Below are 23,961 nucleotides of genomic sequence, written 5' to 3'. Positions count from 1 at the left end.
TCAGGCTCCTGCGCGACCATACTGGTCCTCGAACCGCACGATGTCGTCTTCGCCGAGATAGCTGCCGGACTGCACTTCGATCAACTCCAGCGGCAGCTTGCCCGGATTTTTCAGGCGATGGGTCACGCCCAGCGGGATGTAGGTGCTCTGGTTTTCCGACAACAAGATCACCTCGTCGCCACGGGTGACCTCGGCGGTGCCGCTGACCACGATCCAGTGCTCGGCACGGTGGTGATGCATCTGCAGGCTCAAGGTCGCCCCCGGCTTGACGGTGATGCGCTTGACCTGGAAACGGGCGCCATTGTCGATGGAGTCGTAGGCGCCCCAAGGGCGATAGACCTTGCGGTGGGCAGCGGCTTCGCTGCGGCCATCCCGCTTGATCCGACCCACGATTTCCTTGACGTCCTGCACGCGATCCTTGTGTCCCACGAACACGGCGTCGTCGGTTTCAACGACCACCACGTCCTGCAGGCCGACCATCGCGATCAGGCGGTTGCCATAGGCGTAGCTATCCTTGCAGCCCAGCGCGATCACGTCCCCGTGGCAAGCATTGCCGTCAGCATCCTTGTCAGACACCTCCCAAAGAGCCGACCAGGAGCCCACGTCGTTCCATTCCGCATCCAGCGGAACCACCGCGGCATCGGTGGTCTTCTCCATTACCGCATAGTCGATCGAGTCACTTGGGCTGGCCGCGAACGCTTCGGCGTCCAGGCGGATGAAATCGTCATCGCGGGTGGCCTTGTCCAGGGCATTGCGGCAAGTTGACAGGATCGCCGGCTGGAACCTATCCAACTCCTTCAAATAGCGCGAAGCCTTGAACAAGAACATGCCGCTGTTCCAGAAGTACTCGCCGGAGGCGACGTACTGCTGGGCCGTGGCAAGATCGGGCTTCTCGACAAAACGGTCGACAGCGCGCACGCCTTGGCCGGTAGCGGCCTTGATATACCCGTAGCCGGTTTCCGGCGCGATCGGCACGATGCCGAAGGTAACCAGCTTGCCGGCTTCGGCAGCGATGGCCGCCTGCCTGACCGCAACATGGAAAGCCGCTTCGTTGCGGACTACGTGGTCAGACGGCAGCACAAGCAGCAATGCGTCGTTGCCATTTGCCAGGGCCTGCAGCGCGGCGATGGCGATGGCCGGCGCGGTGTTGCGGCCGATCGGCTCGAGGATCAGCGCTTGCGGCAGCGCGTTGCATTCACGCAGTTGTTCGGCAGCCATGAAGCGGTGTTCCTGGTTGGCGACCACGATCGGCGCGGCATCGGCAATGGAGGCGACGCGCTTCCAGGTGGCTTGCAGCATCGTGTCATCACCGACCAGCGGCAGGAACTGCTTCGGGTACGCTTCCCGCGACAGCGGCCACAGACGGGTGCCGGAGCCGCCGGAAAGGATGACGGGAACAATGGGAGTCATGGTGCGTCCTTCGGTTAATGGTTTGCCAGGGCGTCGCGGATCAGGGGGGGCAGCTCGGCGGATGCGGTCCTGAAGCAGGCTTTATCGCCATGTGTATCGATGTTCAGGCGCAGCAGCGGCTCGATGTCCCGAGCCTCGCAGACTGGAGTGTCGATTGGCGGCATCCTCGCTGATGCCGCCGATATGGCCCAGTGCCAGCTGCTGCTTCTGGAATGGCCTTCATGTGATCGGCCACCAGCTTGCCCGCCGATTTGCCGCAGGCGGGGAACAGCGGGCGTGAACGATAGCCACCGGATCATGCCCGGGTTGCGGTAGGCGAATTTGCGGAAGTAATGGTGCGCGCTCATTTCGCCGCCATGATGGCGTCTTCGGCTTGCATGCGTTCCCTGATGAAGGCGTGGCCGGTTTTGCTGATGCTGCCGATGGCCTCGGCGGAGGGAAGCCTGGGACAGACCTCTCCGGTGCCGTGCCTGGCGATATCGGTGGCGGCGCGACTGCTGGCGATCAGGCCTTCCATGGCGGCCTGGCTCACGGCGGGGTCGCTGAGGCGGACATCGTGCCCGATTACCAGTGGTTCCTGGCCCCACAACGTGGCACTGCCGGCGCCGACGCGGCAGGCAAGGCGTTCATCCAGTTCATCCTGAACGCAGCTGTCATCGGCCTTGAAACACGGAAGCGCCATCAATGCAATCCTTGCAGTCTTACACGGGTTAAGACCGATTATAGCGATGGGCGCTGCAAGGACGAGCGATCCAAGCCAATGTCCGCTTGCGGATCCCCAGGCCAATGCACCGCGTAATCTCTATTACGCGGCGCATTGGCTTGGCGTTCAACCCAGCGCCTTCTCCAGCTCCGGCAGCAGCTTGAACAGGTCCCCTACCAACCCGATATCCGCGATCTCGAAGATCGGCGCATCGGCGTCCTTGTTGATCGCCACGATCGTGCCGGCGTCCTTGATGCCGGTCAGGTGCTGGATCGCGCCGCTGATGCCGATCGCGACGTACAGTTCGGGCGCGATGATCTTGCCGGTCTGGCCTACCTGCAGTTCGTTCGGGACGTAGCCGGCGTCCACCGCCGCGCGCGAGGCGCCGACCGCGGCACCGAGCTTGTCGGCGAGCTGGTAGATGATCTGGAAGTTCTCGGCCGAGCCGACGCCGCGGCCGCCGGAGACGACGCGCTTGGCGCTCTGCAGGTCCGGGCGGTCGGACTTGCCGGCGGCCAGGCCGACGAAGCGGGTGTGGCTGGGCAGGGCGGCGGAGACGTTCGCCGCCTCGACCGGCGCATTGCCGCCCTGGGCGGCTTCCGGCCATGACGCGGTACGCACCGTGGCCACGACGACCTGGTCGGCCGGTGCCTCCACGGTGATGATGGCATTGCCTGCGTAGATCGGGCGCTTGAAGGTGTGGCTGCCCTCGACGGCCATCAGGTCGGAGACCTGGTTGACGCCGAGCAGGGCAGCCACCGCCGGCATCAAGTCCTTGCCGAAGGTCGTGGACGGGCCGAGCACGTGGCTATAGCCACCGGCCTTGGCGATCTCGACGATCTGCGGCGCCAGCGTTTGCGCGATCGCATGCTCGTTGGCGGGGTTGGCGATGGCCAGCACCTTCGACACGCCGGCGATCCCGGCGGCCTGGGCGGCGATTGCATTCGGGTCGGCGGCCAGCACGACGATGTCGACGGCTGCGCCATCGATCGCCTGCGCGGCGCTGACGGTCTTGGCCGTTGCGCCATTGAGCTGGCCATGGAGGTGTTCGGCGACTACCAGGATCTTAGACATCGGAACGTCCTTAAAATGTGGGGCACAAGGGCTTCGGCATTGGAAAGTCCGGCCAATGGCCGGGCTCTTGATCGGGGACGATCACAAGAGCCCCTTCTGCTTGAGTGCGGCCACCAGCTCGGCGGCGTCCTTGACCATCACGCCGCGGCTGCGCTTGGCCGGGGCGGCGTAGTGCGTGGTCTTCAGGCTGTCGTTGGCCTCCACGCCGAGGTCGGCGAAGGCGATCGTTTCCAGCGGCTTGCTCTTGGCCTTCATGATGTCCGGCAGCTTGATGAAGCGCGGCTCGTTCAGGCGCAGGTCGGTGGTGATCACGGCCGGCAGGTCCACTTCCAGCGTTTCCAGGCCGGCGTCCACCTCGCGGGTCACGGTGGCCTTGTCGCCGGCGATCTCGAGCTTGCTGGCGAAGGTCGCCTGCGGGCGGCCCCACAGCGTGGCCAGCATCTGGCCGGTCTGGTTGGCGTCGTCGTCGATCGCCTGCTTGCCCAGGATGACCAACTGCGGCTGCTCCTTCTCGACCAGCTTGAGCAGGGTCCTGGCGGCGGTCAGCGGCTGGATCGGGGCGTCGGCGACCACGTGGATGGCGCGGTTCGCGCCCATCGCCAGGCCATTGCGCAGGTGCGCGGCGGCGTCGGCCGGGGCGATCGTGGCGACCACGACCTCGCTGGCCAGGCCCTTGTCGCGCAGGCGCAGGGCCTCTTCGAGCGCGATTTCGTCGAACGGATTGGCCGACAGCTTGACGCCGTCCGTGACCACGCCGGAACCGTCCGGCTTCACCTGGATGCGGACGTTGTAGTCCACCACGCGCTTGTAGGCGACGAGGATTTTCATCTTGTACGAGATCCTTCAGCTGTTGCGGGAAGGCCCGGCCGCGGCGGCTGGCGCGGGGCAGTCCCGCATTCTAGCGGGGGAAGGCTTACCATGCGATGGCGTATGGGCTGGTCCGCTCTTCATTGGTCCTGCGTTCGGTGTGGCCGGATAAACTGGATGATTGGATAGCGGCCTGCCCCGCAGGCGACAAGACAGGAGATGTGCGTTGGCAACTTGGCTCGTGACCGGCGGTGCCGGTTTCATCGGCGGTAATTTCGTCCTCCAGGCCGTGGCGCTGGGACACCGGGTGGTCAACCTGGATGCGCTGACCTATGCCGGTAACCTGAATACGCTGGCATCGCTCGAAGGGAATCCCGACCACGTCTTCGTCCAGGGCGACATCGGCGACCGTGCCCTGGTGACGCGCCTGCTGACCGAGCACCGGCCGGACGCGGTGCTGAACTTCGCCGCGGAGAGCCACGTGGACCGCTCGATCGATGGCCCGGCCGCCTTCGTGCAGACCAACGTGGTCGGTACGCTGGGCCTGCTGGAGTCGGTGCGCGATTACTGGAAGGGATTGCAGGGCGAGGCGAGGGAGGCGTTCCGCTTCCTCCACGTCTCCACCGACGAGGTCTACGGCACGCTGGGCGAGACCGGCAAGTTCACGGAGACCACGCCGTATGCGCCGAACTCGCCGTATTCGGCTTCCAAGGCGGCTTCCGACCACCTGGTGCGGGCGTTCCACCACACCTACGGCCTGCCGACGCTGACCACCAATTGCTCCAACAACTACGGTCCCTACCATTTCCCGGAAAAGCTGATCCCGCTGGTGATCGCCAAGGCGCTGGCCGGCGAACCGCTGCCGGTCTACGGCGACGGCAAGCAGGTGCGCGACTGGCTGTTCGTCGCCGATCACTGCGAGGCGATCCGCACGGTGCTGGCCAAGGGGCGGGTGGGCGAGACCTACAACGTCGGCGGCAACTCCGAGCGCCAGAACATCGAGGTCGTGCAGGCGATCTGCGCGCTGCTGGACGAGCGTCGCCCGCGCGCCGACGGACGGCCGCGCGCCAGCCAGATCACCTTCGTCGCCGATCGCCCCGGCCACGACCGGCGCTACGCGATCGATGCCTCCAAGCTGAAGAACGAACTGGGCTGGGAGCCGAAGCACACCTTCGAACAAGGCATCGCCTTCACCGTGGACTGGTACCTGGACAACCAGGACTGGGTGAAGGGGGTCCTCGACGGCAGCTACCGGCTGGAACGCATCGGCACCGCGGCCTAAATGCGAGTCCCTCGCAAGAGCCCGCACATCCATGTGCGGGTTCCAAAAGGAAAACAACGATGACACAACGTAGAGGCATCATCCTCGCCGGCGGCTCCGGCACGCGCCTGTACCCGATCACCAAGGGCGTCAGCAAGCAGCTGCTGCCGGTCTACGACAAGCCGATGATCTACTACCCGCTCAGCGTGTTGATGCTCGCCGGCATCCGGGAAGTGCTGATCATCAATACGCCGCACGAGCAGGCGTTGTTCCGGAACCTGCTGGGCGACGGCTCGCAATGGGGCATGGACATCCGCTATGCGGTGCAGCCGAGCCCGGACGGCCTGGCGCAGGCGTACCTGATCGGGCGCGAGTTCGTGGACAGCAAGCCCAGCTGCCTGGTGCTGGGCGACAACATCTTCCACGGACATGGCCTGACCGAGACGCTCAAGCGCGCCGATGCGCGCCAGCACGGCGCGACCGTATTCGGCTACTGGGTCAACGACCCCGAGCGCTACGGCGTGGCCGAGTTCGACGCCAACGGCAAGGTGATCGGGTTGGAGGAGAAGCCGGCGCAGCCGCGTTCGCACTATGCCGTGACCGGACTGTACTTCTACGACGGCCGCGCCGCGGATTACGCCGCCGAACTCAAGCCGTCGCCGCGCGGCGAGCTGGAGATCACCGACCTCAATCGACGTTACCTGGAAGACGGCTCGCTGCACCTGGAGGCGCTCGGGCGCGGCTATGCATGGCTCGACACCGGCACCCACCAGTCGATGCACGAGGCGGCCAACTTCATCGAGACGATCCAGGCGCGCCAGGGCCTGCAGGTGTGCTGCCCCGAGGAGATCGCCTTCGCCCAGGGCTGGATCGATGCGGCCCAGCTCGAGGCGCTGGCCGCGCCGTTGTTGAAGAACGGCTACGGCAAATACCTGCACGAGCTGGCCAAGCGAGGAGTGGTCCATTGAAGATCATCGAAACGTCCCTGCCGGGCTGCGTGGTGATCGAGCCGGCGGTGTTCGGCGACGAACGCGGCGTGTTCTTCGAGACCTGGAATGCGGAACGCTTCGGCCAGCACGGCCTGCCGCCCCGGTTCGTGCAGAGCAACGTCTCCACGTCCGTGCGCGGCGTGCTGCGCGGCCTGCACTACCAGTGGCCGCGTCCGCAGGGCAAGCTGGTCTCCGTGCTTGAGGGGGAGGTCTTTGACGTGGCGGTGGATATCCGTCGCGGGTCGCCTACGTTCGGACGCTGGGAAGCGGTGGTGCTGAGCGCGGAGAACCGACGCCAGTTCTGGATTCCGGAAGGTTTCGCGCACGGGTTTGCGGTGCTTTCCGAGCGTGCGGTGTTCAGCTACCTGTGCACCGACGTCTACGTGAAGGAGGCCGATGCCGGCGTGCGCTGGAACGACGCGGGCATCGCGGTGGACTGGCCGGTCTCCGACCCGGTGCTGTCGGCGAAGGATGCCAACGCGCCGTTCCTGGAGCAGATCGCCGAAGACCGGCTGCCGGTGTACGCGCCACAGAAGGAGACCCGATGAGAGTGCTGGTGTTCGGCGGCAATGGCCAGGTCGGCCAGGAGTTGCTGCGCGCTTTGGCCGGCCATGAAGTCGTGGCGACCACGCGCAGCGGTATCCTTCCGGACGGCACCGCCTGCGTGCGTGCGGACTTCGACCAGCCGGAGTCCTTGGCGGCCGTGCTCGATGGTCATCGTCCGGACCGGGTCGTCAACGCTGCCGCCTACACGGCCGTGGACAAGGCCGAGGGCGACCGCGAGGCTGCGTTCCGCGCCAATGCGGAAGCCCCCGGGGTCATCGCCCGCTGGTGCGCCGCCCGTGGTGTGCCGCTGGTGCACTACTCCACGGACTACGTGTTCGACGGCCAAGGCAAGCGCCCGTACTTGCCGGGCGATGCGACCGCGCCCTTGGGCGTGTACGGCGAGAGCAAGCTGGCGGGCGAGCAGGCGATCCGCGCGGCGGGCGCCGACCATATGATCTTCCGTACCGCCTGGGTCTATGCCTCGCACGGCCACAACTTCCTGCGCACGATGCTGCGGGTCGGGGCCGAGCGCGACGAGCTGCGCGTGGTGGCCGACCAGGTCGGCACGCCGACCCCGGCGGCGTTGATCGCCGACGTCACGGTCCAGGCGCTGCGACAGCCGCGAGGGGCTTGGGGAATCTATCATCTCACCGCGACCGGGCAGACCAGCTGGCATGGGTTCGCCGAGGCCATCTTCGACCAGGCCCGGGCCCGCGGATTGATCGCACGCGCACCGAAGGTCGCGGCAATCGCCACGGCGGAATACCCGACCCCGGCACGCCGTCCGGCCTATTCCTGCCTGGATACGACGTCGTTGGTGGAGACGTTCGGCGTCGTGTTGCCGGACTGGCGTGACGGGGTGGCGCGAGTGCTCGGAGAGCTGCAGGCCGCGTGAGACCCGGCACGGGACAGGCCTCGTGCCCATGGGATCGTCTGCCGCCGGTGCAGCCGGCGGTCTTCAGCGGAGGGGACTTCTTGCGGGGCTTGGGCCCGGCGCTTGCGGCAGGCCCCCTCGGGACTGGAATCCCTGCCATGCACGGCGCTCCGGCGCGAATGCCGTCCAATGAAAACGGCGACCATGCGGTCGCCGTTTTCGTGGACGCCTGGCCGGAACGGGCTCAGGCTCGGCCGTAGGTATCCTCGAAACGCACGATGTCGTCCTCGCCGAGATAGCTGCCGGACTGCACCTCGATCAGCTCCAGCGGCAGCTTGCCGGGATTGCGCAGGCGATGGGTCACGCCCAGCGGGATGTAGGTGCTCTGGTTCTCGGTCAGCAGCAGGACTTCGTCGCCGCGGGTGACTTCGGCGGTGCCGCTGACCACGATCCAGTGCTCGGCGCGGTGATGGTGCATCTGCAGGCTCAGCGTCGCGCCCGGCTTGACGGTGATGCGCTTGACCTGGAACCGCTGCCCCATGTCGATCGAATCGTAGGCGCCCCAGGGGCGGTAGACCTTGCGGTGCCACGTCGCCTCGGAGCGGCCATCCTGCTTGATCTTCGCAACGACCGACTTGACTTCCTGGATGCGCTCGCCGCGCCCCACCAGCACCGCGTCGTCGGTCTCCACCACCACGACGTCGTCGAGCCCGACCATCGCGATCAGGCGATTGCCGTAGGCGTAGGTGTTGCGGCAATCGACGGCGATGACGTCGCCATGATGGGCGTTGCCGTTCTCGTCCTGGGCGGAAACCTCGCGCAGCGCGGACCAGGAACCGACGTCGCTCCAGCCGGCGTCGAGCGGCACCACCACGGCCGCATCGGTCTTCTCCATCACGGCGTAGTCGATCGAGTCCGACGGCGTGGCGGCAAAGGCATCCTTGTCGACGCGGATGAAGTCGGTGTCGCGCCTGGCGAGTTCCCACGCCTTGCGGCTGCCTTCCAGGATCGCCGGGTTGAACTTGGCCAGCTCCTCCAGGTAGCGCGAGGCCTTGAACAGGAACATGCCGCTGTTCCAGTAATACTCGCCGGAAGCGACGTAGCCCTTGGCGGTCTCCAGGTCGGGCTTTTCCACGAAACGTTCGATGGGGCGGATGGCAGCGCCGGAGGCGGCCTTGATATAGCCATAACCGACTTCGGGGCCAGTCGGAACGATGCCGAAAGTCACCAGTTTGCCGGTCTCGGCGGCGGCGACGGCTTCGCGCACCACGTCACGGAAGGCGGCCTCGTTGGTGACTACATGGTCTGAAGGAAGCACCAACAGCAGGGAGTCCTGGTCGTTGCGGGTGGCTTCAAGCGCAGCGAGCGCGATGGCAGGCGCCGTATTGCGGCCCGTCGGCTCGAGCACGATGGCCTGTGGACGCGCGTTGACCTGCTGCAATTGTTCCGCGGCGACGAAGCGGTGTTCTTCGTTGGCGACCACGATCGGAGCACGGCCCGCGATCGCGGCCACGCGCTTCCACGTGGACTGCAGCATCGTGGTGTCGTCGACGAGGGGAAGGAACTGCTTGGGATAGGCCTCGCGCGAAAGCGGCCACAGGCGCGTGCCGGAACCGCCGGAGAGAATGACGGGCTGGATGTCGTTCATGGGGGGCGTCCTTGGTCAGGCGTTGATGAGGGCGGAGATTTCCTGCGTACGCGCCTGCATCAACGCCGCGTCGCCACGCGATTCGACATTGAGCCGGAGCAGCGGTTCGGTGTTGGAGCTGCGGAGGTTGAAGCGCCAGTCGCCGAAGTCGGCGCTGACGCCATCCGTATAGTCCAGCGAAGGCGATTGGCCGGCAAAGTGCTCCATCACCCGCGCCACGGAGGCATTGGCATCGGCGACCTTGAAGTTGATCTCGCCGCTGCAGGGGAATTTCCGCATGCGGTCCTCGACCAGGTCGGCGAGCGTGCGACCGCTGCGCGAAACCAGTTCGGCGATGAGCAGCCAGGGGATCATTCCCGAGTCGGCATAGGCGAACTCGCGGAAGTAATGGTGCGCGCTCATTTCGCCGCCGTACACCGCATTCTCGGAGCGCATCTTTTCCTTGATGAAGGCATGCCCGCTCTTGCACAGCACCGGGACGCCGCCTGCGGCCTCCACCATTTCCACCGTGTTCCAGGTCAGGCGCGGATCGTGCACCACCTTGCCGCCCGGATTCTTGGCGAGGATGGCCTGCGCCAGCAGGCCGACCAGGTAATAGCCCTCGATGAACCGGCCGGTGTGGTCGAAGAAGAAGCAACGGTCGAAGTCGCCGTCCCAGGCGATGCCGAAGTCGGCGCCATGCTCCTTCACCGCCTGAGCGGTGGCGTCGCGGTTTTCCGGCAGCAGCGGGTTGGGGATGCCGTTGGGGAAATGGCCGTCCGGTTCGTGGAAGACGCGCACGAACTCGAACGGCAGGTGCGGCGCGAGCAGGTCCACGATCAGGCCGGCGCCGCCGTTGCCGGCGTTGACCACCAACTTGAGCGGCTTGAGCTGGCGCGTGTCCACGTAGCTGAGCAGGTGCTCGATGTAGGCCGATTTGTCCGGCCGGCTGTGCTGGGGCGCGGTGGGTTCGGTGGCGGCTGCGGTATCGGCGGCGACCACGTCGCGGATCGCGAACAGCCCGGTGTCGGAGCTGATCGGCCGGGCCTGTTCGCGCACCAGCTTCATGCCGTTGTAGTCCATCGGGTTGTGGCTGGCGGTGACCATCACGCCGCCGGCCGCGCCCAGATGGTCGGTCTGGAAATAGACCTCCTCGGTGCCGCACAGGCCGATATCGATGACTTCGCGCCCGGCCGAGCGCAGGCCGGCCGACAGGGCATCCTGCAGGGCGGGACTGGCCAGCCGCACGTCGTGGCCGAGCACCACCGGTCCCTCGTTCAGCTGTGCCGCCAACGCCACGCCGATCCGGCGGGCCAAGTCCTCGTTCAATTCGTCTGGTACGCGACCGCGGATATCGTAGGCCTTGAAGGCGGGCAGGGTCATGGGCATCTTCCATTCGGGGGAATGGCGAGTTTAGCGGCTTGGCCGGCACATGGCATCGCCGGTGCAGGGGTTGGATGCTCGGTGACAGGCCCCAGTCAGCCACTACAATGCACTGCATCACATCAACGTGGCGAGGGCGTGGATGAGCAGTACGGAAGTTGTGGCGGGACGAGGCAAGCGCTGGCCCGACGCGGCGCGGGCGCTGGCCGATATCGTGGCCGACGGGCAGACGCTGGCGGTCGGGGGATTCGGCCTGTGCGGGATCCCCGAGGCGCTGATCGCGGCATTGCGCGATTCCGGCGTGAAGAACCTGACGGTCATTTCCAACAATGCCGGCGTGGACGGTTTCGGGCTGGGGCTGCTGCTGGCCACGCGCCAGATCCGCAAGATGATTTCCTCCTACGTGGGCGAGAACAAGGAATTCGAACGGCAATACCTGGCGGGAGAGCTCGAACTGGAGTTCAACCCGCAAGGCACGCTGGCCGAGCGCCTGCGTGCGGGGGGAGCCGGTATCCCGGCGTTCTATACGGCCACCGGCTACGGCACGGTCGTGGCCGAAGGCAAGGAAGTGCGTGAATTCGGTGGCAAGCACTATGTGATGGAAACCGCACTCCAGGCCGACATCGCACTGGTCAAGGCGTGGAAGGCGGATGCGGCCGGGAACCTGGTGTTCCGCAAGACCGCGCGCAACTTCAATCCCGCCTGCGCGATGGCGGGCAAGGTATGCGTGGCCGAGGTCGAGGAGTGGGTGGAGGTCGGCGCGATCGACCCCGACCAGGTCCACCTGCCGGGGATCTACGTCGACCGCATCGTGGTCAACGCCACGCCCGAGAAACGCATCGAGCAACGCACCGTCCGCAACAAGGAGGGCACCTGATGGCCTGGACCCGCGACCAGATGGCCGCACGCGCGGCCCGCGAGCTGGCGGACGGCATGTACGTCAACCTCGGCATCGGCCTGCCCACGCTCGTGGCCAACCATATCCCGGAAGGCGTGGACGTATGGCTGCAGTCCGAGAACGGCCTGCTCGGCATCGGCCCCTTCCCGGCCGAGGACGAGGTCGACGCCGACCTGATCAATGCCGGCAAGCAGACGGTGACGGCGCGGCCGGGAGCCAGTTACTTCGGCAGCCACGATTCGTTCGCGATGATCCGGGGCGGGCACATCGACCTGGCCATCCTCGGCGCGATGCAGGTCACCGACAAGGGCGACATCGCCAACTGGATGGTGCCCGGCAAGATGGTCAAGGGCATGGGCGGCGCGATGGACCTGGTGGCCGGCGTGAAGCGCGTGGTGGTGCTGATGGAGCACACCGCCAAGAACGGCGAGCACAAGATCCTGCCGGCCTGCACGCTGCCGTTGACCGGCGTCGGCGTGGTGAACCGGATCATCACCGACCTGGCGGTGCTGGACGTGACGGCAGATGGATTGAAGCTGGTCGAACTGACGGACGGGGTGGACCTGGATGCGCTGCGTGCGGCAACCGGGGTGGCGATTTCATAGCGTGCCGGTCGTTCTCCGGGAATGCGAAAAAGCCATGCGGATCGCGCATGGCTTTTTCTGTTCGGAGCTGCAGCGTCAAAGGTTCTGGTAGTTCGGCCCCGAGCCGCCTTCCGGCGTCACCCAGTCGATGATCTGGTAGGGGTCCTTGATGTCGCAGGTCTTGCAGTGCACGCAGTTGGCGGCATTGATCTGCAGGCGCTTGCCGGCCTGGGCGGCCGGGTCGTCGACGATCTCGTAGACGCCCGCCGGGCAGAAGCGGGTGCAGGGATTGTCGTACTCGGCGGCGCAGCGGGTCACGCAGATCGAGGTGTCGTGCACGCGCAGGTGCACGGGCTGGTCCTCGTCGTGTTCGGTGGCGGCGAAATAGACGGCCTGCAGGCGGTCGCGCGGCGCCAGGTCGCGCTGCACGTAGTCGCGCTTGGGGGCCTCGTGCTCGCCGATCCGGTCCAGCGAAGACCAGTCGGCGCTGTTCTTCAGGGTCCATGGCGAGGCGCCATTGACGACGGTTTCCCAGGCTGCGTTGAGCATGCCGAACCACAGGCCCTTCTTGAAGCCGGGCTTGATGTTGCGCACCCGCTTCAGTTCGGCCATCACCTCCGAGCCGCGCAGCTTCGCGTCGAAGCCTTCCGGCGCCAGCCGCGAGGCGACCAGGTGTTCGGCGGCCAGCATGCCGCTGCGGATCGCCTGGTGGGTGCCCTTGATCTTGGGTACATTGAGCAGGCCGGCGGTGTCGCCGATCAGCAGGGCGCCGGGCATCTCGACCTTGGGCAGCGATTGCCAGCCGCCCGTGACGATCGCGCGCGCGCCCGCCGAGAGGATGTTGCCGCCTTCCAGCAGGGGCTTGATCAGCGGGTGGTGCTTCCACTGCTGGAAGGCCTCCCACGGCTTGTACTCGGGATCGTGGTAGTCCAGGCCGCTGACGTAGCCGAGCGCGATGCGGTTGTCGGTCAGGTGGTAGAGGAAGCTGCCGCCGTAGGTGCGGCTATCGGCCGGCCAGCCGAAGGTGTGCACGATCTTGCCGGGCGTGACGCGGCCTTCCGGCACCTGCCAGAGTTCCTTGATGCCGATCGAGTAGCCCTGCGGGTCGCTGTCGGCGTCCAGGCCGAAGCGCTTGACCAGGCGCTTGGTGAGGTGGCCGCGCGCGCCCTCGGCGAGGACGGTGACCTTGGCGTGGATGTCGATGCCGGCGGTGAACCCGGGCTTGTGCGAACCGTCCTTGGCCACACCCATGTCGCCGATGCGCACGCCGATCACCTTGCCGGCCTCGTCGTGCAGGGTCTCCGCGGCGGCGAAGCCCGGATAGATCTCCACGCCCAGGGCTTCGGCCTGCGGCGCCAGCCAGGCGCATAGCGCGCCGAGGCTGACGATGAAGTTGCCATGGTTGCGCATGCCCGGCGGTACCACCGGGAACTTGTGGCCGCCGTCCTTGTTCAGGAGCCAGAACTCGTCCTCCGCGGCCGGCACGCAGATCGGCGGCGGGTTGTCGCGCCAGCCGGGCAGCAGGGCGTCGAGCGGGCCCGGCTCGATCACCGCACCGGACAGGACCTGGGCGCCGATCGTGCTGGCCTTCTCGATCACGCAGACCGACAGTCCGGGATCGAGCTGCTTGAGCCGGATCGCGAACGCCAGGCCGGCCGGACCGCCGCCGACGGTGACGACGTCGTACTCCATCACGTCACGCTCAATGACCTCGGACGCGACTGCGCCGTCTCCCGCTACCGACATGTGTTCCGCTCCCGTTGGCTCGTGGCTGGGGACATTTTCGGGGTTTGCGCCGGGGCGGGCAAATTCCGGACGCTGGCGTATGGCGACGGGCCCGCGGTGCGGGCCGCAGGCGCCGCTCGCGGAGTAGGCGCCGTATGGATATCCGTCCGAAGAATGCTTAGCGTGGGCGGATGCGGATCGACCTGCCCGGCGCGGACGTCACCTTGCTGCCAGGCTGGTTGCCGCGCGCGCAGGCCGACGCCCTGCTGGCGGAACTGCTGGCCGGAATCGACTGGGAGGTGCACCGCATCCGGCTGTTCGGCCGCGAGGTCGACTCGCCGCGGCTGAGCAGCTGGATCGGCGACCCGGAGGCGAGCTATCGCTATTCCGGCACCCGTTTCGAGCCACGCCCATGGCGGCCCTCATTGCTCGCCTTGCGCGATCGCCTGGCCGAGGAGACCGGGGTGGCGTTCAACAGCGTGCTGGCCAACCGCTATCGCGACGGGCGCGATGCCATGGGGTGGCACAGCGACGACGAACCCGAGCTCGGTCCTGCGCCGCTGATCGCGTCGCTGAGCCTGGGGGCGACGCGGCGTTTTGGCCTGCGGCATCGTCGTGATCGGGCGGCACGGCAGGTGCTGGAACTCGCCCACGGCGATCTGCTGCTGATGGCGGGACGGACCCAGGCGCTGTATCAGCACGCGCTTCCACGCACGGCGAAGGCGGTGGGAGAGCGGGTGAATCTGACGTTCAGGCGCATCGAGCCGGTTTTGTAGGACCGGCTGTTGTGGGAGCGGCTTCAGCCGCGATGAGGCTTTCATGCAGATCCCTCTGCAAAAGCCTGCACATCCATGTGCAGGGATTCAAACGGGCAGGCCCCATCGCGGCCGAAGCCGCTCCTACAAAAACCGATCCTGCGCGGGTACGAGACCTACTGCCTGGCCGGATGCGCCCGCGCATCCCGTTGCCCGGCGTCCAGCGTCCAGCCGACCAGGTCATGCGTGGCTTTCCGCAGAGCCGCTTCGAAGGCCATGGCGACCGCCGCGGTATCCGTCGAGGCCGCCGGTTCGGCCACCAGGAAGGTGCGCGAGGCGGCGATCCGCTGGTCCACGGTGTGCAGCAGCTTGGCGTTGAACTCGATCGTCGCCGAGGGAATGGCCTGGCCGGCGTAGTCGGACTCGAAGCGGCGCAGGTCGACGGCCAGCTTGTAGTCCGAGCGGATGCCGGTGCCCAGCCGCGCCACGCCGGCGATCCTGCCGGAGTCCTCGAAGGCGCGCAGCAGCGTGTCCTCGAACATGTCGGTGGACGGCTGCGCCCAGCTCACGCCGCGATAGACCTCCAGCTCGCCGGGCGTCGGCCGCACGTTGATGCGCGGGCTGTCGACCAGCCGCGCGGCGCTGGGCTTGGCGATCGCCAGCTGCCAGCCCACCTGCGGCCAGGCGGGGTCGGCCGGCACGCGCACGTTGGGCGCATAGATCGTCACCGGATCCTTGCTGCCGCTGGCCAGGACCGAGCAACCGGCCAGCGCGCACAGCGACAGGCCCAGCAACCAGGGGCGGAACGGAGTCATCGGGCTCATTTCGGTTCGAACTCCTTGGGGGCGTCGCGGCCGAGCAGGTAGCGCGCGGGGTTGTTCTCGAGGCGGTCGCTGACCCGGCGCAGGTCGCGGACCAGGCCGCGCAGCTCGGTCAGGGTCGGCCCGAGCTGGGCCAGGCCGTCGTTGGCGAAGCTGTTGATCGCGGCGCGGTTCTCGCCAAGGATGCTGTTGGCGTTGCCGGCGGCGGAATCCAGCTGGGCGAGGGTGGCGTCGAGCTTGTCGAGGATCGGCGGCAGCTGCTGCACCAGGTTCTGGTCCAGGCGCTTGATCGTGCCGTTGGTGGTGTCGAGCGTGGCATCGAGCTTGCGCGCGGCGTCGCGCGCGCTGACCAGCAGCGCCTGCATGCCCTGGTCGCGGTCGGCGACCGAGCCGCTCAACGCCTCCAGGTTCCGCAGCGTGGCCGAGATCGCCGCGACGTTGCGGTCGCTGAGCACCTGGTCGAGCCGTTCGACGATGCGGTTGGCGGTGTCGGTGATGTTCTGCAGCGCCGAGGGCGTGGTGAGGATGATCGGCGCATCGCTCTTGTCGACCGCGGTCAGGGGCGGCGCTTCCGGCGTGCCGCCGCTGAGCTGGATGATCGACGGCCCGGTGATGCTGGTGATCGCGAGCTTGGCGCGGGTGTCGGTCTTGATCGGCGTGGTGGAGTTGATCCGCAGCCGCGCGACCACCTGGCGCGGGTCGTTCGGCGCCAGCGTCAGCTCGGTGATCGAGCCGACCGCGATGCCGTTGTACTGCACCGGGCTGCCCACCGACAGGCCGGTCACCGCCTCGCGGAACACCACCCGGTAGTTCTGCCAGGTGCGGTCGGAGGAGTACTTGGCCGCCCACAGGCCGAACACCAGCAGGGCCAGGCCTGCCAGGATGGTGAAGGCGCCGATCAGGACGTAGTTGGCTTTGGTTTCCATGCTCAGGCGGTCTCGGTGGAGGCGGCCCGCGCATCGCGTGCGGCGCGCGCGCGCGGGCCGTGGAAGTATTCCTGGATCCAGGGATGGTCGATCTTCTCGATCTCCGCGAGCGGTGCGGTGGCGACGACCTTGCGGTCGGCCAGCACCGCGACGCGGTCGCAGATCGTGTACAGCGTGTCCAGGTCGTGGGTGATCAGGAACACGGTCAGGCCCAGGGCCTGCTGCAACGTCAGGATCAACTGGTCGAAGGCGGCCGCGCCGATCGGGTCCAGGCCGGCGGTGGGTTCGTCGAGGAACAGCAGCGGCGGGTCCAGCGCCAGGGCTCGGGCCAGGCCGGCGCGCTTGCGCATGCCGCCCGACAACTGCGAGGGCAGCTTGTTGAGGGCATCGGCCGGCAGCCCGGCCAGCTTCACCTTCAACAGCGCGAGCTCGTAATACCAGCGCTCGGGGAACTCGCGGTGGTGCTCCTTCAGCGGTACCTGCACGTTCTCGCCGACGGTCAGCGAGGAAAACAGCGCGCCGTCCTGGAACAGCACGCCGGTGTTGCGGGTGATGTGGCGGCGATCCTCCGGCGCATCCGAGCGCGCATCGACGCCGAGCACCTCGATGCGCCCGGCATCGGGCGTGCGCAGGCCCAGGATCGAGCGCATCAGCACCGACTTGCCGGTGCCCGACCCGCCGACCACGCCCAGGATCTCGCCGCGGCGCACGTCCAGGTCCAGCCCGTCGTGCACGGTCTGGGCGCCGAAACGGTTGACCAGGCCGTGGACGCGGATGGCGGTTTCGCCGCCATCGGGATTCGCGATTCGCGATTCGCGATCCGTCACGGCGAAAGCCCCCCTGAAGCCGGGGCAGTGCCCGCGCTTTCGCTTCTGGCGGATATCGAATCACGAATCACGGATCATGGCTCCTCTTCACCACCCCATCTTCATGAACCACAGCGCGGCCAGCGCATCGATGATGATCACCAGCGAAATGGTCTGCACCACGCTGGACGTGGTGCGCTCGCCCACCGACTGGGCGGTACCGGCGACCTTGAGGCCTTCCAGGCAGCCGATCAGGCCGATCACGATGGCGAACACCGGCGCCTTGGACATGCCGACCAGGAAGTGCCGGACCTGCATGGTCTCGTGCATGCGCGCCAGGTACATCTGCGGCGGGATGCCGAGGTCGAACGCGCCGACGGTCACGCCGCCGGCGAGCCCCGCCAGCATCGCGATGAAGGTCAGCAGGGGCAGCATCACCAGCAGGGCCACGACGCGGGGCAGCACCAGCAGGTCCACCGGGTCCAGGCCCAGGGTCTGGATCGCATCGATCTCCTCGCGGGCCTTCATCGCGCCGATCTGCGCGGTGAAGGCGCTGGCGGTGCGGCCGGCGACCACGATCGCGGTCATCAGCACGGCCAGTTCGCGCAGCGTGGCGATGGAGACCAGTTCCACCACGTAGATCTCCGCGCCGAAGTCGCGCAGGATCGTCGAGCCGAGGAAGGCGATCACCGCGCCGACCAGGTAGGACAGCAGTACCACCAGCGGCACCGCGTCCAGGCCGACGTGCTCCATGTGGCTGACGGTCGAGGTGAGCCGGAACCGGCGCGGCTGGCGCAGCAGGCGGGCCAGCTTGACCAGGTTCTCCCCGAGGAAGCTGGCCAGCGTGACGATGTCCCGGCCGGTGGTGCTGACCGCGACGCCGAGGCGCTCCAGCGCGGCGGCGAAGCCGTAGTCGCGCTTGGGCTTGGGCCGGTCGTCGGCCAGGTCCTCGATGGTGCAGACGAGCGCGCGGTGCTCCTCGCGGAAATCGATCGCCTCGTCGTTCAGGCCGCGATGGGCGGCAAACCGCAGCAGCTGCAGCACGCCGGCCGAGTCGAGCTGCGCGATCCCGCGCGCGTCGATCCGGCTGACGCCCTGGGGCACGGCGTTGAGCAGTTCCGCCGCGGGCAGGGCCTGCGCGAGCACCCAGCTCCCTGCCAGCCGTATCCGTGCCGGGTCCTGTTCGTCCGTATCGATGTGGGGAGGCTGGGATGTCGTCATGGGCATTTCCGTGGGCGCGAGCATACCCTGCACGGCGTCAGGGCATGTCATCCACCTGCCGGAACGGGCGGTAGGCCGGGGCGGATCGGGCCGGCACGCTGCCCGGGACGGAACGGCCGGCATACACTTGCATGGCCGCCGGCGGTGTCCGCGCGGCTTTCCTTCACGACCGGCTTGCGCATGTCCGACGCTTTCCCCGTCAGTCCGTCCACCAGCGCGACCTACGCGCAGCGCGTGGCCTTCGTGACCGAGATCGCCGGGCGCCTGCACTCCTACGGCACCACCGCCCAGCGCCTGGAGGCGGCGGTGATCGCCTTGTCCCAGCAGCTCGGGCTGGATTGCGAGCCCTGGTCGAACCCGACCGGCATCATCCTCAGTTTCAGCGACCCGACCAAGGCGATCGGCTCTTCGGACATCACCCGCGTGGTGCGGCTGGCCCCCGGCGTGAACGACCTGCACAAGCTGAGCGTGGCCGACTATATCGCCGAGAGCGTCGCCAACGGGCGCATGAGCATCGCCCAGGGCCATACCGCGCTGCGCCGGCTCGACCGCGAGATGAGCCGGCGCGGCAAGGCATTGCAGATCGTCGCCTACGGCCTGGCCGCGGCCGGGGTGGCGGGGCTGTGGAAGCTGCCGTGGCTGGACATCGCCACGGCCTCGGCGATCGGGCTGCTGATCGGCCTGCTCACCCAGTACGCCGATCGCCGGCCGGCCACCAGGGAGGCCAGCGAGGCGCTGGCGGCGCTGCTGGCGGGCTTCGTGGCCACGCTGGTGGCCTCGGTCGCCGGCTCGCTCAACCTCAATACGGTGATCATCGCCTCGCTGGTGGTACTGCTGCCCGGCATGTCGCTGACCAACGCGGTCAACGAACTGGCCAGCCAGCACTGGGTGTCCGGTACCGCGCGGTTGGCGGGTGCGGTCACTACCGTGCTCAAGTTGACGGTGGGCGCGGTGATCGCGGTGACGCTGGCGCAATGGCTCGGACTGGAGCCTCGGATACGCGCCTCGCGGCCGCAGGCGCACTGGATGGAATGGGCCTCGCTGTTGGTGGCGGCCTATGCATTCGCGGTGCTGTTCAAGCCGCATCGCCGCGACTATCCCTGGGTGATGGCGGCGGCGATCGCCAGCTATGCGATCGCGCGCTTCGCCGGGCAGGCCTGGGGCAGCCCGGCCGGGGTATTCCTGTCGGCGATGACGCTGACGGCTGCCGGCAACCTGTTCGGCCGGATCGTCCAGAAGCCGGGCGCACTGATCCGCCTGCCCGGCATCATCATGCTGGTGCCCGGCAGTACCAGCCTGCGCGGGTTCCTCAATCTCGTCCAGCAACAGGACGTGGACGTGGGCCAGGCGGCCTTGCTCGCGGTCACCAATATCGTGATGGCGCTGGTCGCCGGGCTGCTGTTCGGCAATCTCCTGGTGCCCGCCCGCAAGAATCTCTGATGCCCAAGCGCGGCCGCCGGCCACGATGTCGAGAGCAGGGGATTCCGCGCCGGCATGCAATGCTTTTCAGTGCCGCCACCCCGGCATTATCCGGCCGGATCCCCGCAGGCGAATACGCCGGGAGAATCGCCCTGCCGGGCGATGCTTATCGCCGATAAAGACGATCATGTCCCGCCGATCAGCGGGGGCCATCCGGTCTTTTCGAATCGCATGGCCCGCCGATGGCGCCATGCGAAGGAAATGGATACGGATTAAACAAGGACGCCGGCATCGCGGCCGGCGTCCTCGAATATGGGGGCGGGATTACTGCTTGGCCTTCTTGGCCGCGGCCTTCCTCGCGGTCTTCTTGGCGGGTGCCGCCTTGGCGATCAGGAAATCCTCGACCTTCTTGCCCTTGGCGGTCTGTTCGGCGAGCCAGCGCGGCTGCTTGCCACGGCCGGTCCAGGTTTCCTTGGGGTTGGCCGGATTGCGGTACTTCGGCGGGACCTTGCCGAGTTTGCGGCCCGGCTTGGGCCCCGGCTTTCCGGCCTTGCGGCCCGGTGCGGCCCCGAACAGCTCTTCGATGGAATAACCCTGGGACTTGGCCAGCTTGGCCAATTGCGCGCGGACCTTGGTGATCGAGGGACGCTTGGCGACGATCGCCTGCTGCTTTCTGGCGTTCTTGATGAGGGCACCCAACTGCTTGGCCGACAGGCCGCTGAGATCGATGGACATCGCTACTCCGAATTGAATGGGAAGAAATGCCGTCCCATGGCAGTGGTGCCCATCATAATAACGGAATATCGGGGTTACAAATCCACCGTATATTTCCGGTGGATTCGATTCGTTAATATCGGGGGCGGAAAGGCGCCCCGGATCAGCCGGATATACGGGCGAGCAGGGCCGCCTTGTCCAGATTCTCCGATTCGCTGGCGCGGCGCGCGCGATATTCGTAGGTACCGGCGGCCAGGCCGCGTTCGGATACCACGATGCGGTGCGGGATGCCGATCAACTCGATATCCGAGAACATCGCGCCCGGGCGCAGGCCGCGGTCGTCCAGCACCGCCTCGATGCCGGCCGCGGCCAGTTCGGCCAGCAGCGATTGCGCGGCCCCGGCGACGCCGGCGTCGTTCTTCGGGTTGATCACGCACACCGCCACGCGCCACGGCGCCATCGGCTCGGGCCAGACGATGCCGGCCTCGTCGTGGTTCTGTTCGATCGCCGCGGCGACGATGCGCGAGATGCCGATGCCGTAGCAACCCATCGTCATCACCTGCGCCTTGCCGTTCTCGTCGAGCACGGTGGCCTGCAGCGCCTCGGCGTACTTGCGGCCGAGCTGGAACACGTGGCCGACCTCGATGCCGCGCGCGATGCGCAGTTCGCCGCCGTCGGCCGCGCGGTCGCCCTCGCGCACGTTGCGGATGTCGGCCACCTCCGGCTCTGGCAGGTCGCGGCCCCAGTTCACGCCCGCCAGGTGGTAACCCGGCTCGTTGGCGCCGACGACGAAGTCGGCCAGCGCGGCGACCTCGCGGTCGGCGACCACGCGGATCGGCTTGCGCGCGTTGACCGGGCCGAGGAAGCCCGGCTCGCTGCCCAGGTACTCGGCGATCTCGGCCTCGCTGGCGAAGCGATGGCCGGCCAACCCGGCGACCTTGGCCAGCTTGATCTCGTTGACCTCGTGGTCGCCGCGCACCAGCGCCAGCACGAACGTGCCGTCGGCGGCCATCAGGGCGATCGACTTGGCGGTGCGCTCCAGCGCGATGCCGAGCAGCGCGGCGACCGCCTCGCAGGTCTTCTGCGTAGGGGTGTCGACCTTGCGCAGCGCCTCGGCGGGGGCCGGGCGGGGCGCGGGATCGGCCGCGACCGCCGCTTCCATGTTGGCCGCGTAGTCCGAGCCGGTCGAGAACACCAGAGCGTCCTCGCCGGAATCGGCGATCACGTGGAATTCCTGCGAAGCGTCGCCGCCGATCGCGCCGGAATCGGCCTGCACCATGCGGAAGTCCAGGCCCAGCCGGGTGAAGATGCGGGTGTAGGCCGCCTTCATGTTCTCGTACTCGCGCACCAGGTCGGCGTCGGCGAGATGGAAGGAGTAGGCGTCCTTCATCAGGAACTCGCGCGCGCGCATCACGCCGAAGCGGGGGCGGATCTCGTCGCGGAACTTGGTCTGGATCTGGTAGAAGTTGACCGGCAGTTGCTTGTAGCTGCTCAGTTCCTGCCTGGCGAACTCGGTGACCGCCTCCTCGGCGGTGGGGCTGTAGCAGAAGCCCTGGTCCTTGCGGTCCTTGATCTTCAGCAACTGGTCGCCGAACTTCTCCCAGCGGCCGCTGGCCTCCCACAGCTCCTGCGGCTGGATCGTCGGGATCTGCAGTTCCAGCGCGCCGGCGCGGTCCATCTCCTCGCGCACGATCGCTTCCACCTTGCGCAACACGCGCAGCCCCAGCGGCGACCAGGTGTACAGGCCCGAGGCGAGCTTGCGGATCATGCCCGCGCGCAGCATCAACCGGTGGCTGACCAGTTCGGCATCGGCCGGGGTTTCCTTGGTGGTATGCAGGTGGAACTGGGAAAGGCGCATCGGGAAGCTTCGCAGGAGGCGGAAGCGGCTATTTTGCCAGTCCATGCGCGCCGGGGGTATGCGCGCCGGCGGCGCGCGGCCCGGGACGCCGCCCGGAGAACGGCAGGGCGCTACTTGGCGGGGGCGCAATACGCCTTCACGGCGGCGTCGGCCAGGTTCTTCTGGGCGGCGCGCTGGTTCTCGTCCAGGGGGGCGTCGGGCTTGCCGTCGCCGTCGGTGTCCTGCATCACCGGGGCGCTGCCGCCCAGCAGTTCCAGGTTCCGCCGGGCGGTGCTGCATTCGCTGGACTCGGGCCTGGCCGGCCCGGCTTCGGCCGCCGGGGCCACCCCGGCGCGGCTGTCGATCCGGCGGGTGTCGTACTTGCGGTCCTCCGGCGGCCTTTCCGAGTAGTGGGTCGTGCCGTTGGCGTCCTTCCACTTGTACAGGTTGGCGGCGCCGGCTGCAGTGCTGGCCGCCAGCAGCGCGAGGCCGAGCGCGCAGGACAGTTTCATCGCGGTTTTCCCCGGGTCGTTCCCGGGGGATTCCAGCACCCCCCGGCAGGGCTGGCAAGTCGATTAAACTGCGCCGATGGAAGAAATGAGACCCGCTCCGCGTTCGCGCACGATCTACCTGCTGCCGAACCTGTTCACCACCGCCGGCCTGTTCTCGGGCTTCTACGCGATCATCTCGGCGGCCAACGGCGACTTCGTGCAGGCCAGCATCGCCGTGTTCGTGGCGGCGGTGATGGACGGCCTGGACGGGCGCGTGGCGCGCCTGACCGGCACCAGCAGCGAGTTCGGCGTGCAGTACGACTCGCTGGCCGACCTGGTCAGCTTCGGCATGGCGCCGGCGCTGGTGATGTACCACTGGTCGCTGTCGGCGCTGAAGTTCGACGGCAGCGTGATGGGCCGGGTCGGGTGGGCCGCGGCGTTCCTGTACGCGGCCTGCGCGGCGCTGCGCCTGGCGCGTTTCAACACCCAGGTCGGCGTGGTCGACAAGCGTTGGTTCGTCGGCCTGGCCAGCCCGGCCGCGGCGGGGCTGATGATGTCGTTCGTCTGGGCCTTCGCCGACGGCAGCCTGGGCTGGAGCGGCGAGGAACTGCGCTACGTGGCGCTGGGGGTGACGATCGTGGCCGCGCTGCTGATGGTCAGCCGGATCCGCTTCTGGAGCTTCAAGGGCGGCGCGAAGGAGCCGCGCGGCGACCGCATCCCGTTCCTGGCGCTGGCGTTCGTGCCGATCGTGCTGGCGGTCCTGGTGATCGACCTGCCGCGCACGCTGTTCGCGATCGGCATCCTCTACGCGCTGTCCGGGCCGTCGCTGTGGCTGTGGCGGCGCGTGCGCAAGGTGCCGGAAAGCGCATGAGCGGGACCGCGGCCGAGCCGTTGTGGTCCGACCTGCAGCTGTCGTGGCTGCAGGCGATGGGCCATACCGTGTACCTCGACCGGGCCACGGCCGCCGCCGCTCCCGGACCGGCCGCCGAGGTCGCGCCGGTGCGCGAGGCCGGGCCGCCGCGCGCGCGGCCGGAGGCCCGGGTGCCGCCCCAGGCACCGGTCCGGCGCAGCGCACCGGCGGCGCCGCCTG

The 23,961-nt window shown here is 67.7% G+C and carries 24 protein-coding genes and 1 pseudogene; 10 read left to right on the top strand and 15 right to left on the bottom strand.

The features are described from left to right. The 5 genes from FD678_RS17605 to FD678_RS17590 form a co-directional block, all read right to left on the bottom strand. Positions 1-1,410: a mannose-1-phosphate guanylyltransferase/mannose-6-phosphate isomerase gene (locus FD678_RS17605; RefSeq protein WP_140727003.1), complete on the bottom strand. Its 1,410-nt coding sequence runs from the start codon at positions 1,408-1,410 to the stop codon at positions 1-3. Between the two features lie 14 nt (positions 1,411-1,424). Beyond that, positions 1,425-1,757, bottom strand: coding sequence for a hypothetical protein (locus FD678_RS20300; RefSeq protein ID WP_177497877.1), 333 nt, complete (start codon positions 1,755-1,757; stop codon positions 1,425-1,427). Beyond that, positions 1,754-2,092 (bottom strand): hypothetical protein, encoded by a 339-nt coding sequence (locus tag FD678_RS20295; protein WP_177497875.1) that lies wholly within the window; start codon positions 2,090-2,092, stop codon positions 1,754-1,756. The genes FD678_RS20300 and FD678_RS20295 overlap by 4 nt, the downstream gene beginning before the upstream one ends. Before the next feature lie 147 nt (positions 2,093-2,239). Further along, on the bottom strand, positions 2,240-3,187 hold the full coding sequence (locus FD678_RS17595; protein ID WP_140727000.1) for an electron transfer flavoprotein subunit alpha/FixB family protein: 948 nt from the start codon (positions 3,185-3,187) through the stop codon (positions 2,240-2,242). 81 nt (positions 3,188-3,268) lie between these two features. After that, positions 3,269-4,015, bottom strand: coding sequence for an electron transfer flavoprotein subunit beta/FixA family protein (locus FD678_RS17590; RefSeq protein ID WP_140726997.1), 747 nt, complete (start codon positions 4,013-4,015; stop codon positions 3,269-3,271). Between the two features lie 205 nt (positions 4,016-4,220). Here FD678_RS17590 and rfbB point away from each other — a divergent pair, with 205 nt between their 5' ends. From rfbB to rfbD, 4 genes are read left to right on the top strand one after another with little or no spacing between them, the layout of a single operon-like run. Beyond that, positions 4,221-5,276, top strand: coding sequence for a dTDP-glucose 4,6-dehydratase (gene rfbB, locus FD678_RS17585; RefSeq protein ID WP_140726994.1), 1,056 nt, complete (start codon positions 4,221-4,223; stop codon positions 5,274-5,276). A gap of 59 nt (positions 5,277-5,335) precedes the next feature. Then, positions 5,336-6,223: a glucose-1-phosphate thymidylyltransferase RfbA gene (rfbA, locus tag FD678_RS17580; protein ID WP_140726991.1), complete on the top strand. Its 888-nt coding sequence runs from the start codon at positions 5,336-5,338 to the stop codon at positions 6,221-6,223. Next, a complete protein-coding gene (gene rfbC, locus FD678_RS17575) occupies positions 6,220-6,792 on the top strand; it encodes a dTDP-4-dehydrorhamnose 3,5-epimerase (RefSeq protein WP_140726988.1) in 573 nt (190 codons plus the stop codon). The genes rfbA and rfbC overlap by 4 nt, the downstream gene beginning before the upstream one ends. Then, positions 6,789-7,685, top strand: a complete 897-nt coding sequence (rfbD, locus tag FD678_RS17570) for a dTDP-4-dehydrorhamnose reductase (protein ID WP_140726985.1) — start codon at positions 6,789-6,791, stop codon at positions 7,683-7,685. Before rfbC ends, rfbD begins: the two co-directional genes overlap by 4 nt. 223 nt (positions 7,686-7,908) lie before the next feature. Here rfbD and FD678_RS17565 read toward each other — a convergent pair whose 3' ends face one another. Next, the gene (locus FD678_RS17565; protein ID WP_140726981.1) at positions 7,909-9,312 is read right to left on the bottom strand and encodes a mannose-1-phosphate guanylyltransferase/mannose-6-phosphate isomerase; all 1,404 of its coding nucleotides are present in this window, start codon (positions 9,310-9,312) and stop codon (positions 7,909-7,911) included. Between the two features lie 15 nt (positions 9,313-9,327). Beyond that, positions 9,328-10,674, bottom strand: coding sequence for a phosphomannomutase (locus FD678_RS17560; protein ID WP_177497879.1), 1,347 nt, complete (start codon positions 10,672-10,674; stop codon positions 9,328-9,330). A gap of 142 nt (positions 10,675-10,816) precedes the next feature. Between FD678_RS17560 and FD678_RS17555 the strand changes: the two genes are divergently transcribed. Beyond that, the gene (locus FD678_RS17555) at positions 10,817-11,551 is read left to right on the top strand and encodes a CoA transferase subunit A (RefSeq protein ID WP_140726975.1); all 735 of its coding nucleotides are present in this window, start codon (positions 10,817-10,819) and stop codon (positions 11,549-11,551) included. Next, entirely contained in the window at positions 11,551-12,177 is a 627-nt protein-coding gene (locus FD678_RS17550; protein ID WP_140726973.1) for a CoA transferase subunit B, read from the top strand. Before FD678_RS17555 ends, FD678_RS17550 begins: the two co-directional genes overlap by 1 nt. Positions 12,178-12,252: 75 nt before the next feature. Here FD678_RS17550 and FD678_RS17545 read toward each other — a convergent pair whose 3' ends face one another. Continuing rightward, on the bottom strand, positions 12,253-13,902 hold the full coding sequence (locus FD678_RS17545) for an electron transfer flavoprotein-ubiquinone oxidoreductase (protein WP_140726970.1): 1,650 nt from the start codon (positions 13,900-13,902) through the stop codon (positions 12,253-12,255). 170 nt (positions 13,903-14,072) lie between these two features. On the opposite strand from FD678_RS17545, the gene FD678_RS17540 reads away from it, so the two are divergent. Then, the gene (locus FD678_RS17540) at positions 14,073-14,657 is read left to right on the top strand and encodes an alpha-ketoglutarate-dependent dioxygenase AlkB family protein (protein ID WP_140726968.1); all 585 of its coding nucleotides are present in this window, start codon (positions 14,073-14,075) and stop codon (positions 14,655-14,657) included. A gap of 155 nt (positions 14,658-14,812) precedes the next feature. Here the strand turns inward: FD678_RS17540 and FD678_RS17535 are convergent, their stop codons facing one another. The 4 genes from FD678_RS17535 to FD678_RS17520 form a co-directional block, all read right to left on the bottom strand. Beyond that, positions 14,813-15,460 (bottom strand): ABC-type transport auxiliary lipoprotein family protein, encoded by a 648-nt coding sequence (locus FD678_RS17535; RefSeq protein ID WP_140726966.1) that lies wholly within the window; start codon positions 15,458-15,460, stop codon positions 14,813-14,815. Beyond that, complete coding sequence (locus tag FD678_RS17530; protein WP_140726964.1) at positions 15,457-16,383, bottom strand: MlaD family protein; 927 nt, start codon at positions 16,381-16,383, stop codon at positions 15,457-15,459. Before FD678_RS17530 ends, FD678_RS17535 begins: the two co-directional genes overlap by 4 nt. Positions 16,384-16,385: 2 nt before the next feature. Next, on the bottom strand, positions 16,386-17,210 hold the full coding sequence (locus tag FD678_RS17525; protein WP_140726962.1) for an ABC transporter ATP-binding protein: 825 nt from the start codon (positions 17,208-17,210) through the stop codon (positions 16,386-16,388). An 87-nt stretch (positions 17,211-17,297) separates the two neighbouring features. Then, a complete protein-coding gene (locus tag FD678_RS17520) occupies positions 17,298-18,410 on the bottom strand; it encodes an MlaE family ABC transporter permease (protein ID WP_140726960.1) in 1,113 nt (370 codons plus the stop codon). A 180-nt stretch (positions 18,411-18,590) separates the two neighbouring features. Between FD678_RS17520 and FD678_RS17515 the strand changes: the two genes are divergently transcribed. Further along, the gene (locus FD678_RS17515) at positions 18,591-19,850 is read left to right on the top strand and encodes a threonine/serine ThrE exporter family protein (protein WP_140726958.1); all 1,260 of its coding nucleotides are present in this window, start codon (positions 18,591-18,593) and stop codon (positions 19,848-19,850) included. 303 nt (positions 19,851-20,153) lie between these two features. On the opposite strand, the gene FD678_RS17510 is transcribed toward FD678_RS17515, so the two are convergent. From FD678_RS17510 to FD678_RS17500, 3 genes are all read right to left on the bottom strand, one after another. Next, positions 20,154-20,564, bottom strand: coding sequence for an H-NS histone family protein (locus FD678_RS17510; RefSeq protein ID WP_140726956.1), 411 nt, complete (start codon positions 20,562-20,564; stop codon positions 20,154-20,156). A 142-nt stretch (positions 20,565-20,706) separates the two neighbouring features. Beyond that, the gene (locus tag FD678_RS17505; protein ID WP_140726954.1) at positions 20,707-22,401 is read right to left on the bottom strand and encodes a proline--tRNA ligase; all 1,695 of its coding nucleotides are present in this window, start codon (positions 22,399-22,401) and stop codon (positions 20,707-20,709) included. Between the two features lie 110 nt (positions 22,402-22,511). Further along, complete coding sequence (locus FD678_RS17500) at positions 22,512-22,892, bottom strand: DUF4124 domain-containing protein (RefSeq protein WP_140726951.1); 381 nt, start codon at positions 22,890-22,892, stop codon at positions 22,512-22,514. A gap of 85 nt (positions 22,893-22,977) precedes the next feature. Here FD678_RS17500 and pssA point away from each other — a divergent pair, with 85 nt between their 5' ends. Then, entirely contained in the window at positions 22,978-23,742 is a 765-nt protein-coding gene (gene pssA, locus FD678_RS17495) for a CDP-diacylglycerol--serine O-phosphatidyltransferase (RefSeq protein WP_218569825.1), read from the top strand. Further along, a pseudogene (locus FD678_RS20470) lies at positions 23,739-23,961 on the top strand (hypothetical protein); the annotation flags it as partial. The gene pssA and the pseudogene FD678_RS20470, both read left to right, overlap by 4 nt.

This window comes from Pseudomonas sp. Hp2 (assembly GCF_006386585.1).
Classification (GTDB): Bacteria; Pseudomonadota; Gammaproteobacteria; order Xanthomonadales; family Xanthomonadaceae; genus Pseudomonas_S; species Pseudomonas_S boreopolis.
The sequence above is the reverse complement of the archived record's forward strand: the minus strand, read 5'-3'. Positions and strand labels throughout refer to the sequence as shown.